We start from the raw sequence: 15,348 nt of genomic DNA on the forward strand, positions 1-15,348 counted from the left end.
ACCGGCCTTCGGTCCGCACCACAGAGAGTTCGCCAGATGTCGGCTCCGCCCATCTTTCGCCTCATCGGCGACCGGCGGGTGTCCGTGGTGCGTGACGCCGCCGCAGTGTGGCGGGTCTTCGAAGAGGACCCGGTCGGGTCGTGCATGGTCGCGGCGCGCGTGGCGGATCACGGCATCGACCCCAACTCGATAGGTGGCGAGCTGTGGACCCGCCGCGGCGTGGAGGAGTCGCTGTGCTTCGCCGGGGCCAACCTGATCCCGCTGCGCGGCGGGCCGGCCGACCTCGCGGCGTTCGCCGACGAGGCGATGAGCGGGACGCGGCGGTGTTCGTCGCTGGTCGGCAGGGCCGGCCTGGTAATGCCGATGTGGGAGCGGCTCGAGTCGGCATGGGGTCCCGCGCGGGATGTGCGCGACCACCAACCGCTGATGGCCTTGACGACGCACCCGAGCTGCGAGATCGACACCGAGGTGCGCCAGGTCCGCCCGGAGGAGCTGGACGCGTATCTGGTGGCGGCCGTCGACATGTTCATCGGCGAAGTGGGCGTCGACCCGCGGCTCGGTGACGGCGGTCGCGGCTACCGCCGTCGGGTGGCGAGCCTGATCGCGGCGGGACGCGCGTGGGCCCGCTTCGAGCACGGGGAGGTCGTCTTCAAGGCCGAAGTGGGATCGCAGTCCCCGGGGGTCGGCCAGATTCAGGGGGTGTGGGTGCACCCGGAGTGGCGCGGCCTGGGGATAGGCACCGCCGGCACCGCGATGGTGGCCGCCGTGATCGTCGGCGGCGGGCGGATCGCCAGCCTCTACGTGAACAACTTCAACGCGGTGGCCCGTGCCGCCTACGCCAGGGTGGGGTTCGCCGAGGTCGGCACCTTCGCGACCGTGCTGCTGGACTAGCTGTATGCGAGCGTGCGGCTGGCCGCACGCTCGGCACCCAACGTGCGGCTGGCCGCACGTTCGGCATGGGGACCTGGCGCCGAGCGGCCCGTAACGGTTGGGTCTCGGTGTGTCGGCGACGGTGTGGAGGCCGTCGCTTTAACATCTGTACCGATGGCAACAAAAACCACACTGACATCATTGGTTGCAGGCGTGCTGCTCGTCGCGGTGATCGCCATGTCCGGATGCACCCCGCGGCCCGACGGCCCGGGCCCGGCCGCCGAGAAGTTCTTCCGCGCGCTGGCCATCGGGGACACCGCGTCGGCCGCCCAGCTCAGCGACAACCCCAACGAAGCCCGTGAAGCGCTGAACGCCGCGTGGGCCGGGCTGCAGGCGACGCACCTGGACGCGCAGGTGCTGTCCTCGAAGTACGCCGAGGACACCGGCACGGTCGACTACCGGTTCACCTGGCACCTGCCCAAGAATCGCAGCTGGGCGTACGACGGCCAGTTGAAAATGGCTCGCGACGAAGGTCGCTGGGAGGTTCGCTGGGCCGCCAACGGGCTGCATCCCAAGCTGGGTGAGCATCAGACGTTCGCCCTGCGCGCCGATGCGCCGCGGCGCGCGTCGGTGAACGAACTCGGCGGCAGCGACGTGCTGGCGCCGGGCTACCTGTACCACTACACCCTGGACGCCACCCAGGCCGGGCCCGGCCTCATCGGGACGGCGCACGCGATCGTCGATGTGCTACGGCCCCTGAACAATTCGCTGACCGACCCGCAGTTGCTGGCCGAGCAAGCCAGCTCGGCAACCCAGCCGGTCGACCTGGTGACGCTGCAACCCGCCGACAACGACAAGATCTTCCCGCTGATCGGCAAGCTGCCCGGAATCGTGATCACGCCGCAGGCCGACATGCTGCCCACCGACCCGCATTTCGCGCCGGCCGTGATCAGCCAGGTGAAGAAGGCGGTCATCGACCAGCTCGACGGGCAGGCGGGCTGGCGGGTGGTCAGCGTCAACCAGAACAATGTCGACGTCGCCGTGCTGCACGAGGTTGAAGGCACGCCGGCGCCGTCGGTGTCGATCACCCTGGACCGGGCGGTGCAGAACGCGGCCCAGCACGCGGTCGACACCCGCGGCGGCAAAGCGATGATGGTCGTGATCAAGCCGTCGACGGGAGAGATCCTCGCGATCGCGCAGAACGGCGCGGCCGACGCCGACGGCCTGATCGCCACCACCGGCCTGTTCCCGCCCGGGTCGACATTCAAGATGGTCACCGCCGGGGCGGCCATCGAGCGCGACATGGCCACCCCCAACACGATGCTGGGCTGCCCCGGCCACATCGATATCGGGCACCGCACCATCCCCAACTACGGCGGCTTCGATCTCGGCGTGGTGCCGATGTCGCGAGCATTCGCCAGTTCCTGCAACACCACCTTCGCCGAGCTGAGCAGCAGGATGCCGCCCCGGGGCCTGACGCAGGCGGCCACCCGCTACGGGATCGGGCTCGACTACCAGGTCGACGGCATCACCACGGTCACCGGGTCGGTGCCGCCGACGGTGGACCTGGCCGAGCGCACCGAGGACGGGTTCGGCCAGGGCAAGGTGCTGGCCAGTCCATTCGGCATGGCCCTGGTCGCGGCCACGGTCGCCGCCGGCAAGACGCCCGTGCCGCAGCTGATTGCCGGGCGGCAGACGGCGGTCGACGGCGACAACACCCCGATCAGCCCGAAGATGGTCGACGCGCTGCGGCCCATGATGCGGCTGGTGGTGACCAACGGGACCGCCAAGGAGATCGCCGGCTGTTGCGGCGAGGTGTACGGCAAGACCGGTGAAGCCGAATTTCCGGGCGGATCGCATTCCTGGTTCGCCGGGTACCGCGGCGATCTGGCGTTCGCCTCGCTGATCGTCGGGGGCGGCAGCTCCGAATACGCGGTCCGGATGACCAAGGTGATGTTCGAGTCGCTGCCGAGGGACTTCCTCGCCTAATCCGATGGTGGCGACCCACTGCGCCCCGCTACGCCGCGCTTGCGATCGCCACCCGCGCCGGGTCCGCGCCGCCGCAACAGCGGTAAATTGCGAACATGACGGATACCGGCCCCGACACGGTCACGTTGCGCGTGTCCGACGCCGACCGCAACGGCACCATGCGGCGCCTGCACAACGCCGTCGCGCTCGGGCTGATCGACATCGGCGAGTTCGAGCAGCGCTCGTCGCGGGTGTCCTATGCGCGCACCCAGCATGAGCTCGACGAGCTGGTCGGCGACCTGCCCGGGCCGGGTGCCATCGTCACCTCCGCGGCCGACCGGGTGGAGCTGCGGGGCTGGGCCGGTTCCCTGAAGCGCCACGGCGAATGGATGGTGCCCACCCGCCTGGCGCTGGTGCGCCGCCTGGGATCGATCGACCTCGACCTCACCCGGGCCCGGTTCGCCGGGCCGGTGGTGGTCATCGAACTCGACATGAAGTTCGGCTCCCTGGACCTGCGGCTGCCCGACGGCGCCAGCGCCTCGATCGACGACGTCGAGGTCTACGTGGGCAGCGCCGCCGACCGGCGCAGGGACGCGCCGGCCGAGGGGTCGCCGCACGTGGTGCTGACCGGCCGGGTGACATGCGGTTCGGTGATCATCCGCGGACCGCGCCGTTCCCTGCTGCGGCGTCGTTAGCGAGCCGAATTCGCCGAGAGTGCTTATTTGCAGGCGGCTCGTTGAACGCACCTCCGAAAGCGCATCGTTAAGCTGGCTGCATGCCCGCTCGCACCGCGCTTTCCCCCGGAGTGTTGTCCCCGACGCTGCCGGTGCCCAACCGCATCCCGCGTCCGGAGTACGTCGGTAAGGCGACCGCCAAGGAGGGCACCGAGCCGTGGGTGCAGACGCCGGAAGTCATCGAGAAGATGCGCGTCGCGGGCCGGATCGCGGCCGGCGCGCTCGCCGAGGCGGGTAAGGCGGTCGCGCCCGGGGTGACGACCGACGAGCTGGACCGCATCGCGCACGAGTACATGGTCGACAACGGCGCCTACCCATCGACTCTGGGCTACAAGGGATTCCCGAAGTCGTGCTGCACGTCGCTCAACGAGGTCATCTGCCACGGCATCCCCGACTCGACCGTGATCGCCGACGGCGACATCGTCAACATCGATGTCACCGCCTACATCGACGGTGTGCACGGCGACACCAACGCGACGTTCCTGGCCGGCGACGTCTCCGAGGAGCACCGGCTGCTCGTCGAGCGCACCAAGGAGGCGACGATGCGGGCGATCAACGCCGTCAAGCCGGGGCGCGCGCTGTCGGTCGTCGGCCGTGTCATCGAGGCCTACGCAAATCGGTTCGGGTACAACGTGGTTCGCGACTTCACCGGGCATGGCATCGGCACCACGTTTCACAACGGCCTGGTGGTGCTGCACTACGACCAACCCTCGATCACGACGGAAATCCAGCAGGGCATGACGTTCACGATCGAACCGATGATCAACCTCGGCGGCCTGGACTACGAGATCTGGGACGACGGCTGGACGGTGGTCACCAAGGACCGCAAGTGGACCGCGCAGTTCGAGCACACTCTGCTGGTCACCGACACCGGCGCCGAAATCCTGACCCAGGTGTAAGGACCCGTTGAACGGCGCGCTGCTCGTCGCGGGCACCAGCTCCGACGCCGGGAAATCCGTGGTGGTCGCGGGCCTGTGCCGGCTGCTGGCGGGCAAGGGCATCCGGGTCGCGCCGTTCAAGGCGCAGAACATGTCCAACAACTCGGTCGTCACCGTCGAGGGCGGCGAGATCGGCCGGGCTCAGGCGATCCAGGCGCGGGCGGCGGGGCTGGAGCCCAGCGTGCGGTTCAACCCGATCCTGCTCAAACCGGGCGGCGACCGCACGTCGCAGCTGGTGATCCGCGGGCAGGTGGCCGAATCCGTCAGCGCGGCCGGCTACATCGAGCATCGCGACCGGCTCGCCGGCATCGTGCTCGACGAATTGTCCTGCCTGCGCGACGAATTCGACGCGGTGATCTGCGAGGGCGCCGGTTCGCCGGCCGAAATTAACCTGCGCACAACGGATTTGGCCAACATGGGCCTGGCCAGGGCCGCGAACCTGCCGGTGATCCTGGTCGGCGACATCGACCGCGGCGGGTTACTGGCCCATCTGTTCGGCACGGTCGCCGTGCTCGAACCGGACGACCAGGCGCTGATCGCCGGGTTCGTGGTCAACAAATTCCGCGGCGACCCGGCGCTGCTGGAACCCGGGCTGCGGCAGCTGCTGGCCCTGACCGGCCGCCCGACCTACGGGGTGCTGCCCTACACCGACGAGCTCTGGCTCGACGCCGAGGACTCGCTGTCGGTGGTCGCCCATCGCGTCGTCGGCACGCCCGCGCCGCCCCACGGCGGCCAGTGGCTGCGGGTGGCCGCCGTCCGGCTGCCCCGGATCTCCAACTCCACCGACGTCGAGGCCCTGGCGTGTGAGCCCGGCGTGCTGGTGCGCTGGGTCACCGACCCCGCCGACCTGGCGGACACCGACCTGATCGTGCTGCCGGGCAGCAAGGCCACCGTCGCCGACCTGACCTGGCTGCACGATCGCGGCCTGGCCGCCGCGATCACCCGCCACGCCGGGGCCGGCAAGCCGGTGCTGGGCATCTGCGGCGGCCTGCAGATGCTGTGCCGGTGCATCGAGGACACGGTGGAGTCCGGCGCCGGGGAGGTCGCCGGGCTGGGGCTGCTGGACGCCGACGTCGCGTTCGCCCCGACCAAGACGCTGCGCCGCTGGCAACGGCCGCTGACCGGATACGAGATTCATCACGGGCGGCTGTCCCGGTGCGCCGAGGACGCGTGGTTCGCGCAAGACGGCGAACCGCAGGGCATCGTGCGCGGCGCGGTCTTCGGCACGCACTGGCACGGCCTGCTCGACAACGACGACTTCCGGCGCGCGTGGCTTACCCGCGTCGCCGACGCGGCCGGCCGCGGCGGATTCGCGGTCTGCCCCGACACCGACGTCACCGCACGCCGCGACGCCCAACTGGATCTGATCGCCGGGCTGCTGGCATCGCATCTCGACGTCGATGCCGTCCTCAGCCTGCTCGACGGCCCCCCGCCGAGACGACCGCACATCGCAAGCGCATTGCGGCCGTAGCGCCGTACAAGCCTCGCGCATACCGGCCGATTCCCTGTAGCGTGCGGGAGTGCCCTCGATGATGACCACACTCGACGGGTTTCCCGTTCCTGTTGGCGTAGCCGGTCCCGACAAGGGCGTCGTCGTCGTCATACTCGGCGACGCACAGCGGGCGCCCGCCGCGTATGACGCCGTGTGCGAGCGCCTGCACACCGCTTCGCTGCGCACGGTCGTCGTCGGCCTCGATCCTCGGCTGACGCCCAAGTCGGTGGTCGGCATCCTCGACGCGCTGGGCATCGGGTGGGCCGTGGTGGTCGGCGACCGCGCCGGTGCCGACCTGGCTTGGGAACTCGCGGCGACCAAGTTGGGCCGGTTCACCGGTCTGGTCGTCATCGACCGTGGGCATCCACGGGTGCCCGACCCCAGCGGAGTCATTCGCGACGAACACTGCCCGCCGGTGGAGATCGGCACCACCGTTCTGGTCAGCTCCCCTGGCGGGCGGTCTGTCGCCCGCAACAGCCAGCGCTTCGTGTACGCCGAATACCGCACCGTGGATCTGCTCGGGCGGCGCAACGCGCAGGAGTCGACCGCGCAGTTGGCCGCCGAGATCGTGTTGCGCGCCAGCACCTGGTAGCCGGTCCGGACTCGCGCATGTTGTCCTTGGCCGCGCTGGACCAACTGGTCGGGATCGATGAGGTGGACACCGTCATCGTGGCCTTCACCGACATGCAGGGCCGGCTCGTCGGCAAGCGGATCTCGGCCCGGCTCTTTCTCGACGAGGTCGCCGCCCACGGCGCCGAGTGCTGCAGCTACCTGCTGGCCGTCGACGTCGAAATGAACACCGTGCCCGGTTACGCGATGTCGAGCTGGGACACCGGATACGGCGACATGGTGATGATGCCCGACCTGACCACACTGCGGCTGGTGCCCTGGCTGCCCGCCACGGCGCTGGTCCTCGCGGACCTGTGTTGGGCAGACGGCGGCGCGGTCGCCGCCTCGCCGCGCGCCGTGCTGCGCCGTCAGCTGGACCGGCTGGGAAAGCGCGGACTGGCCGCGGACGTCGCGACCGAGCTGGAGTTCATCGTGTTCGACCAGTCGTATCGCGAGGCCTGGGCCGGCGGCTACCGCGGGCTGACCCCGGCCAGCGATTACAACATCGACTACTCGATATTGGCCTCATCGCGGATGGAGCCGCTGCTGCACGACATTCGGTCGGGCATGCAGGGGGCGGGCCTACGCTTCGAGGCCGTCAAAGGCGAATGCAACAAGGGACAGCAGGAGATCGGCTTCCGCTACGACGAGGCGCTGGTGACCTGCGACAACCACGCCGTCTACAAGAACGGCGCCAAGGAAATCGCCGACCAGCACTCCAAGAGCCTGACGTTCATGGCGAAATACGATGAGCGCGAAGGCAATAGCTGCCACATCCACCTTTCGCTGCGAGCCGACGACGGCCCTGAAAAAGGTAAAGCGGTGTTCGCCGACGAATCCGGGCCGCACGGCATGTCGTCGACGTTTCGCAGTTTCGTCGCCGGCCAGTTGGCCACGCTGCGCGAACTCACCCTGTTCTTCGCCCCGAACATCAATTCCTACAAGCGATTTGCCGACGGCAGTTTCGCGCCCACCGCGCTGGCGTGGGGGCTGGACAACCGCACCTGCGCGCTGCGGGTCGTCGGCCACGGCCGCAACATCCGGGTCGAATGCCGGGTCGCGGGCGGCGACGTCAACCAATACCTCGCGGTGGCGGCGCTGATAGCCGGTGGGCTGTCCGGCATCGAACGAGGGCTGGAGCTACCCGAGCCGTGCGCGGGCAACGCCTACGAGGACCAGGCCCTGCACCGGCTGCCCGCGACGCTGGCCGAGGCCGCCGCGTTGTTCGAGGCCTCGGCGCTGGCGCGCGAGGCGTTCGGCGACGAAGTGGTGACGCACTACCTCAACAACGCCCGCGTGGAGGTGGCGGCGTTCAACGCGGCGGTCACCGACTGGGAGAGGGTGCGCGGTTTTGAACGCCTCTAAGCGACCCGCCTCCAGGCGACCGGTGGTGGGCCTGACCACCTACCTGGAGCGGGTGCAGGCGGGAATCTGGGACGTTCCGGCCGGCTATCTGCCCGCGGACTACTTTCAGGGCGTCATCGATGCGGGAGGCGTCGCGGTGTTGCTGCCGCCGCAGCCGGCCGACGGCGACGCCGTGAGCGCGGCGCTGGACAGCCTGGACGCCTTGGTGATCACCGGGGGCTACGATCTCGACCCAGCCGCCTACGGCCAGCCGCCGCATCCGACCACCGACCCGCCGCGCAGCGTGCGCGACGCTTGGGAGCTCGCGCTGTTGCGGGGCGCGCTGGACCGACGGCTCCCGGTGCTGGGCATCTGCCGCGGCGCGCAGGTGCTCAATGTCGCGTTCGGGGGCACGCTGCACCAGCACCTGCCCGACGTGCTCGGCCATTCCCGGCATCGGGCCGGCAACGCCGTGTTCACCACGCTGCCGGTGCGGACCGTGCCGGGGACTCGGCTGGCCGCGCTGATGGGGGAGTCCACCGACGCGTCGTGTTATCACCATCAAGCCATCGACAAGGTGGGTGATCCTCTGGTGGTCAGCGCGTGGGACGCCGACGGTGTCGTCGAGGGGTTGGAGTTGCCCGGCGATCACTTCGTCCTTGCGGTGCAGTGGCATCCGGAGCAGACCCTGGGCGACCTGCGGCTGTTCAAGGCGGTCGTCGACGCCGCGCGGTCCTACGCGGACGGCAGATGACTCAACTGATCAACCCCGCCACCGAGGAAGTGCTGCGCTCGGTGCAGCACGCCGATGCGGCTGCGGTCGACGACGCGGTGGGCCGGGCGCGGGGGGCCCAGCGGCGGTGGGCGCGGCTGTCGCCGGCGGAACGGGCGGCCGGCCTGCGCGCCTTCGCCGCCGCGGTCGACGCCCATCTCGACGAGCTGGCCGCGCTCGAGGTCGCCAATTCCGGTCACCCCATCGCGTCGGCCGAATGGGAAGCCGCCCATGTTCGCGACGTGTTGACGTACTATGCCGCCAGCCCGGAGCGGTTGTCGGGCAAGCAGATTCCCGTGGCCGGAGGGCTCGACGTCACCTTCAACGAACCGCTGGGCGTCGTCGGGGTGATCACGCCGTGGAACTTCCCGATGATGATCGCGTCCTGGGGCATCGCGCCGGCGTTGGCCGCGGGCAACGCCGTTCTGGTCAAACCCGCGGAGTGGACGCCGCTGACGACGATCCGGCTCGGTGAGCTGGCGGTGGAGGCCGGGTTGGACGAAGACCTGCTGCAGGTGCTGCCGGGGAAGGGCGCGGTGGTCGGGGAGCGGTTCGTCACTCATCCCGACATTCGCAAGATCGTGTTCACCGGGTCCACCGAGGTCGGCAAAAGGGTGATGGCCGCCGCGGCTGCCCACGTCAAGCGGGTGACGCTGGAACTCGGTGGGAAAAGCGCGAACATCGTCTTCGCCGACTGCGACCTGGAGCGCGCCGCGGCGACCGCGCCGGCCGGGGTGTTCGACAACGCCGGCCAGGACTGCTGTGCCCGCAGCCGAATCCTGGTGCAGCGCAGCATTTATGACCGGTTCATGGGGCTGCTCGAGCCCGCGGTGCAAGGCGTGGTGGTCGGGGACCCGACGTCCCGCGACACCGAGATGGGCCCGCTGGTGTCGGCGGCGCACCGCGACAAGGTCGCCTCCTATGTCCCCGACGACGCCCCCGTCGCTTTTCGTGGCAGCGCACCCACCGGGCGCGGATTCTGGTTTCCGCCAACGGTTCTGACCCCGCAGCGCACCGACCGCAGCGTCACCGACGAGATCTTCGGCCCGGTCGTCACCGTGCAGGCTTTCGACGACGAGCACGACGCCATCACGCTGGCCAACGACACGGCATACGGCCTGTCGGGATCGATCTGGACCGACGACCTGTCCCGCGCGCTGCGCGTGTCGCGCGCGGTCGAATCCGGCAACCTGTCGGTGAATTCGCACTCGTCGGTGCGCTACAACACCCCGTTCGGCGGATTCAAGCAGTCGGGGCTGGGGCGCGAGCTCGGCCCGGACGCGCCGCTGCACTTCACCGAAACCAAAAACGTATTCATCGCGATCAAGGAGGAGAGCTGATGGACCTGACCCGACGGCTGGCGGGCCGGGTCGCAGTCATCACGGGCGGTGGCGGCGGGATCGGCTTGGCCGCGGCGCGCCGGATGCACGCCGAGGGCGCGACCATCGTCGTGGGCGACGTCGACCGCGACGCCGGCGCCGCTGCCGCCGAGGAGGTTTCGGGTTTGTTTGTGGCCGTTGACGTTTCCGACGAGGACGACGTCAGCGCGCTGTTCGACACCGCGGCGGCGACCTACGGCTCGGTCGACATCGCGTTCAACAACGCGGGCATCTCGCCGCCCGAGGACGACCTGATCGAGAACACCGAGCTGCCGGCGTGGCAACGAGTCCAAGACGTCAACCTCAAATCGGTGTACCTGTGCTGCCGGGCGGCGTTGCGTCACATGGTGCCCGCGGGCAGCGGTTCGATCATCAACACCGCGTCGTTCGTCGCGGTGCTGGGCTCGGCGACTTCGCAGATCTCCTATACCGCCTCCAAGGGCGGGGTGCTGGCGATGTCGCGGGAGCTGGGCGTGCAATTCGCCCGGCAGGGCATCCGCGTCAACGCGCTGTGCCCGGGACCGGTCAACACCCCGCTGCTGGCCGAGCTTTTCGCCAAGGATCCCGACCGCGCCGCGCGCCGGCTGGTGCACGTGCCGTTGGGCCGCTTCGCCGAACCCGACGAAATCGCTTCCGCGGTAGCGTTTTTGGCCAGTGACGACGCGTCGTTCATCACCGCGTCGACGTTCTTGGTCGACGGCGGCATCAGCTCCGCCTACGTCACGCCGCTCTAGGCGGGGTCGATGAGCTCGTTGAAATCGGCCACGGAACCAATGCCCTCGACATAGCCGAAGGAGCCTTGCTCCAGCACCTCACGCGCGGCTCGAACGACGGCGCTCAGCCCGGCGCGGCAAAACGAGGTGCCGATGCTCACCCTGCGCACCCCGAAGTCCTTGAGCTGGGCCAGGGTGAATCGGGTCGACCCGAAGCCGGCCACGTAGTTCAACGGTTTCGTGACGCTGCTGCACGCCGCGCGGAGCGCCGATTCGTCGGGCAGGCCCGGCGCGTACAACACGTCGGCGCCGGCGGCCTCGAATGCCCGCAGCCTCGACAGAGTGTCGTCGAGGTCGGGACGGCCCCGGATGAAGTTCTCCGAACGAGCGGTCAACGTAAAGGGATAGGGCAGCGCGCGGGCGGCCTCCGCGGCGGCCTGTATTCGTTCGATCGCCAGTCCGCGGGTGAAGATGGGCTCGTCACGGTTGTATGTCGCGTCTTCGATGGACGCCCCGGCCAGGCCGATCTCTCCCGCCAGCCGGACCGTCTCCGCGACTGTCTCGGGCGATTCCCCGAAGCCGTTCTCCAGATCCGCGGTCACGGGCAGGGGTGTCGCATCGACGATCGTGCGCACGTGCTCGAGCGTCTCGTCCCGGCTGACCGCGCCGTCGCCGTCGCGCCGTCCCAACGAGAACGCGAGGCCGGCACTGGTCGTCGCCAGCGCGTGGAATCCGAGGTTGGCGAACAATCGAGCGGTGCCGATGTCCCAGGGATTCGGGAGCACGAGCACCTCGTCGCCGGTGTGCAGTTGTCGGAATCGTTCGCCGCGCTCGGTGCTATCCATTCCTACGGTCTAGCACTGGCCACCGACAGCTAGTCGGTTGTGAAGGTGATCAGCGGAATCGCCGTTTCGGCCTGTGTTGGGCCGCCGTGAAAACCGATGAGGCGTGCCGTTTCCAGCGGCTCGTGCCCGGTGGCCAGCACCGCGGTATTGCCGGTGCAGACGACGACGACGTCGCCGATTCGCGGCAGGTGCGCCGGGTTGACCGGGCCGAACATCCCCGTCGCCACCGCCTCCTCGCGGCTGTACACCTGGGCCCAGCTATCCAGCACTTCGCACCAGGCGGACCGCACGTCGTCCGCCGCGCCGGGCACGGTGTGCAGGTAGCGCACCCGCGGCTCGCCGGCGACAACCCGCACCCCCTCGCCCAGCCGCGGATCGGTGTCGAGGTCGACACGCGCTTCCGGCGGGACGTTGAGGCCGCCGTGGTCGGCGGTCACCAGCAGCGCCGCGTCGGGGGGCAGCGTCTCGACCAGGCGGGTCAGCAGCGCGTCGACACGCACGGCCGCCTCGTGCCATTGGGGCGAGCCGATGCCGAACACGTGGGCCGCGGTGTCCAGGTCGGCGGTGTAGCCGTAGACCAGCCCGGGCGCCGCCGCCAGTTCGTCGCCCAGCCGCCCGGCGTAGTCGTCGGACGGCTGTGTCGGCCGGAAATCGGCGCCGCCGTACGCGGCGTCGGTCAGGCCGCTGCCCAGGAACGGCGCCGGCAGCACCGCCCGGGCGCTGACGCCGGATCGTCGCAGCCGCTCGAACCAGGTCGGCAGCGGCTGCCATTCGGTGTGCGGCGGGTCGTCGCGCCAGCGGATGTGGTTGAGCACCCGATCCGTGCCCGGGACGTTGAGTGTGAAGCCCAGGATGCCGTGTTCGCCCGGCTGCGCGCCGGTGCCGAGCGATACCAGGCTGCTCGGCGTGGTCGACGGGAAGGTGCACGCGAGCTCGCTCAGCAGTCCAGCGCCGCCGGCGACTACCGAGGCGAGCAGCGGTGCACTGCCGGCCAAGTCGGGTAGCAGGTGCCATCCCATCCCGTCCACCAGCAGGAGCGCCACGCGATCGACGGGGCCGACGGATTCGGCGAGACCCAACCGGTCGATCCCCTCTGGCACCCCAAGCACTGCGGCCGCGGCGGGCATGACGTCGCAGATCGAACCGCGCACGTTTACACCCATTTCTCTATGCCCACTTCTCTTCGAGGCGGCCGTAGCGCCAGACGAGCACGGCGCCGGCCCAGGTGAGCACGAACATGCCGGCGACGACGAAGCCGACGGTGTTGAGGTCGAGGCTGCCCAGCCATTCCCAGAACGGGCCCCGCCAGCCCAGCTGGCCCGCGAACAGACCGAGCAGTTCGATGCTGCCGATCAGCAGCGCGACAGCGACCGACAGCCCGGTGACGGTGATGTTGTAGTAGATCTTGCGCGCCGGTCGCGAAAAGGCCCAGCCGTAGGTGAAGTTCATGAACGAGCCGTCGAGGGTGTCCAGCAGACACATGCCGGCGGTGAACAACACTGGCAGGCACAGGATGGCATACCAGGGCAGTCCGGCGGCCGCGCTGGTGCCCGCCAGCACCAGCAGTGCGATCTCGGTGGCGGTGTCGAACCCGAGGCCGAACAACAATCCGACCGGGTACATGTGCGAGGACTTCGTGATGGACTTGGTGAAGCGGCCCAGCAGCCGGTTGAGCAGCCCGCGGTTCTGCAAATGCCGTTCCAGTTCCGCTTCGATCTTCTGTGGGCCGCTTTCGGGGCCGTAGTCCCCGCGGCGCAAACGCGCGAACACCCGCACGATGCCGACCAGCACGACGACGTTGAGTATCGCGATCAGATACAGGAATACGCCCGAGACGCCTGTGCCGATCAGCCCGGTGTAGTGGTGCAGCGCCGAGGAATCATCCTCGACCGGCCCCGCGACGGCCTGCACGCCGGTCGCCAACAGCAGCGCCAGCACGAACACCACCGTGGAGTGGCCCAGCGAGAAGAAGAATCCAACGGCAAGGGGGCGGCGTCCGTCGCTCATCAGCTTGCGGGTGGTGTTGTCGATCGCGGCAATGTGGTCGGCGTCGAAGGCGTGCCGCATGCCAAGGGTGTAGGCCGTGATCCCGACACCCATGCCGAATGCGTTGCCAAACGCTTTGCCGCCCACGCTGAGTCGCGCCGGATCAACGACGAACACCAGGGTGGCCCAGCCCACCAGATGCAGGGCGACGATCACCGCGAGCATCGATCCCAATCGCCACCACTCCGCGGGTGACAGGGCGCGGCGCACACTAGACCAGCGCGACATGTCGTCCTTCCGGCTCAGCACAGACCCAGTAGCGCGTTTTCGACCACCTCCGGCAGCGCGGGATGAATCCAGTACTGGCCGCGGGCCATTTCGGCGGCGGTGAGCCCGAAGCTCATCGCCTGGATCAGCGGCTGGATGATCGACGACGCCTGGTGGCCCATGATGTGCGCGCCCAGGAGGCATCCGCTGTTGCGCTCGGCGACGAGTTTGACGATTCCCGTCGTGTCCTCCATCGCCCAGCCGTAGGCGACGTCGCTGTAGTTCTGCACCACGACCGACACGTCGAATCCGCGTGCGACCGCCTGGTTTTCGGTCAATCCGACGGATGCCAGCTGGGGGTCGGTGAACACCGCCGACGGCACGTAGCGGTGATCGGTGACGGCCATCGACTCGGTGTCGTCCCAGTCGCACAACAGGTTGCGCTGCACGACGCGGGCCTCGTGGTTGGCGACATGCTTGAGCTGATACGGCGACGAGACGTCGCCGAGAGCGAAAACCCCACGCGCGGAGGTCCGCTGGTATTCGTCGACAACCACCCGGCCGTTCTCGACGTCGATACCGGCCTGGCCGGCGTCCAGCAGATCGGCGTTGGACAACCGGCCGGTCGCCACCAGCAGCACGCCCGCGTTCAACCTGGAGCCGTCGTCGAGTTCCAGCTCAACTCCAGAACCTGGGCCGGAGCCGCGGTCGAAGGCGGCGACGACGTTGCGGTGCGTGCGCAGTTCCCATTTGCTCGAGGCGATGCGGGTGAATCTTTCGCACAGGGTGTCGTCGAGATGGCGCAGCATGGTGCCGCCCCGGATCACCAGTGTCACCCGCACACCGAGCGCGGAGAAGACGTGCGCGAATTCGGCTGCCACAAAGCCACTTCCGACGATCACGACGTGCTCAGGCAACTCAGGGATTCGCATCACGGTGTCGCTGGTGTGGTACCCGACGCCGGACGCGAGGATTGCGGGCGGCACGACGGGCCGCGAGCCCGCCGCGATCACCACCTGATCGGCGGCGAATTCCTCGCCAGCGTCCGTCCGCAACAGATAACGCCCGTCGGGCAGCACCGGGCCGAACCGGGTGTGCTGGTGGTACACGTCGACGTTGGGTGCGCTGCGGCGATAGTCCTCGCCGCTCATCGCGATCGGATCGATCCGTCCGAAGACGCGCGAGACGATGTCGTCCCAGCGCACCCGGTCGATGTGGGCGTCGATGCCGTAGCGCGCCGCGCCGCGGATCTCGTCAGCCACCCCGGCGGCGTAGACAAACATCTTCGTCGGGATGCACCCGACGTTCAGACACGTGCCACCGAAGGTGCCCTGCTCGCAGATCGCCGCGCGCTTGTTCGCGTAGCGCTCATCGAGAATGCTGTTGCCCGAACCGGTTCCGATGATCGCGATGTCGTAAGTCTCCACGCTG

At 69.1% G+C, this 15,348-nt stretch carries 14 protein-coding genes; 10 read left to right on the forward strand and 4 right to left on the reverse strand.

Annotated elements, in window-relative coordinates; translation table 11 throughout:
• Positions 1–36: 36 nt before the first annotated feature.
• The 10 genes from A5744_RS18675 to A5744_RS18720 all read left to right on the forward strand — a co-directional run bounded on the left by A5744_RS18675 (position 37) and on the right by A5744_RS18720 (position 10,840).
• Positions 37–891, forward strand: a complete 855-nt coding sequence (locus A5744_RS18675; RefSeq protein ID WP_076063540.1) for a GNAT family N-acetyltransferase — start codon at positions 37–39, stop codon at positions 889–891.
• Between the two features lie 153 nt (positions 892–1,044).
• Positions 1,045–2,859, forward strand: a complete 1,815-nt coding sequence (locus A5744_RS18680; protein ID WP_076063542.1) for a penicillin-binding transpeptidase domain-containing protein — start codon at positions 1,045–1,047, stop codon at positions 2,857–2,859.
• 95 nt (positions 2,860–2,954) lie between these two features.
• Entirely contained in the window at positions 2,955–3,533 is a 579-nt protein-coding gene (locus A5744_RS18685) for a DUF1707 domain-containing protein (RefSeq protein WP_076063545.1), read from the forward strand.
• A gap of 80 nt (positions 3,534–3,613) precedes the next feature.
• Entirely contained in the window at positions 3,614–4,471 is an 858-nt protein-coding gene (gene map / locus A5744_RS18690) for a type I methionyl aminopeptidase (protein ID WP_076063546.1), read from the forward strand.
• A gap of 7 nt (positions 4,472–4,478) precedes the next feature.
• The gene (locus A5744_RS18695; RefSeq protein ID WP_076063548.1) at positions 4,479–5,981 is read left to right on the forward strand and encodes a cobyric acid synthase; all 1,503 of its coding nucleotides are present in this window, start codon (positions 4,479–4,481) and stop codon (positions 5,979–5,981) included.
• A gap of 58 nt (positions 5,982–6,039) precedes the next feature.
• On the forward strand, positions 6,040–6,594 hold the full coding sequence (locus A5744_RS18700; RefSeq protein ID WP_076063550.1) for an alpha/beta hydrolase: 555 nt from the start codon (positions 6,040–6,042) through the stop codon (positions 6,592–6,594).
• Between the two features lie 17 nt (positions 6,595–6,611).
• On the forward strand, positions 6,612–7,976 hold the full coding sequence (locus tag A5744_RS18705; RefSeq protein ID WP_076063551.1) for a glutamine synthetase family protein: 1,365 nt from the start codon (positions 6,612–6,614) through the stop codon (positions 7,974–7,976).
• On the forward strand, positions 7,963–8,709 hold the full coding sequence (locus A5744_RS18710; RefSeq protein ID WP_240563107.1) for a gamma-glutamyl-gamma-aminobutyrate hydrolase family protein: 747 nt from the start codon (positions 7,963–7,965) through the stop codon (positions 8,707–8,709). The genes A5744_RS18705 and A5744_RS18710 overlap by 14 nt, the downstream gene beginning before the upstream one ends.
• Entirely contained in the window at positions 8,706–10,067 is a 1,362-nt protein-coding gene (locus A5744_RS18715; RefSeq protein WP_076063553.1) for an aldehyde dehydrogenase family protein, read from the forward strand. The genes A5744_RS18710 and A5744_RS18715 overlap by 4 nt, the downstream gene beginning before the upstream one ends.
• Positions 10,064–10,840, forward strand: a complete 777-nt coding sequence (locus A5744_RS18720; RefSeq protein WP_170874541.1) for a 3-oxoacyl-ACP reductase — start codon at positions 10,064–10,066, stop codon at positions 10,838–10,840. The genes A5744_RS18715 and A5744_RS18720 overlap by 4 nt, the downstream gene beginning before the upstream one ends.
• Here the strand turns inward: A5744_RS18720 and A5744_RS18725 are convergent.
• From A5744_RS18725 to mtr, 4 genes are read right to left on the reverse strand one after another with little or no spacing between them, the layout of a single operon-like run.
• A complete protein-coding gene (locus A5744_RS18725) occupies positions 10,837–11,664 on the reverse strand; it encodes an isocitrate lyase/phosphoenolpyruvate mutase family protein (RefSeq protein WP_076063556.1) in 828 nt (275 codons plus the stop codon). The two genes, A5744_RS18720 and A5744_RS18725, sit on opposite strands and share 4 nt — an antisense overlap.
• 29 nt (positions 11,665–11,693) lie before the next feature.
• Entirely contained in the window at positions 11,694–12,815 is a 1,122-nt protein-coding gene (locus tag A5744_RS18730) for a nucleotide pyrophosphatase/phosphodiesterase family protein (protein ID WP_076063919.1), read from the reverse strand.
• A gap of 16 nt (positions 12,816–12,831) precedes the next feature.
• Entirely contained in the window at positions 12,832–13,938 is a 1,107-nt protein-coding gene (locus A5744_RS18735; RefSeq protein WP_076063917.1) for a HoxN/HupN/NixA family nickel/cobalt transporter, read from the reverse strand.
• Positions 13,939–13,952: 14 nt separating this feature from the next.
• Complete coding sequence (mtr, locus tag A5744_RS18740; RefSeq protein ID WP_076063558.1) at positions 13,953–15,344, reverse strand: mycothione reductase; 1,392 nt, start codon at positions 15,342–15,344, stop codon at positions 13,953–13,955.
• Between the last annotated feature and the right edge of the window lie 4 nt (positions 15,345–15,348).

Origin of the sequence: Mycobacterium sp. IS-1264, assembly GCF_001954195.1 — a bacterium.
Classification (GTDB): Bacteria; Actinomycetota; Actinomycetes; order Mycobacteriales; family Mycobacteriaceae; genus Mycobacterium.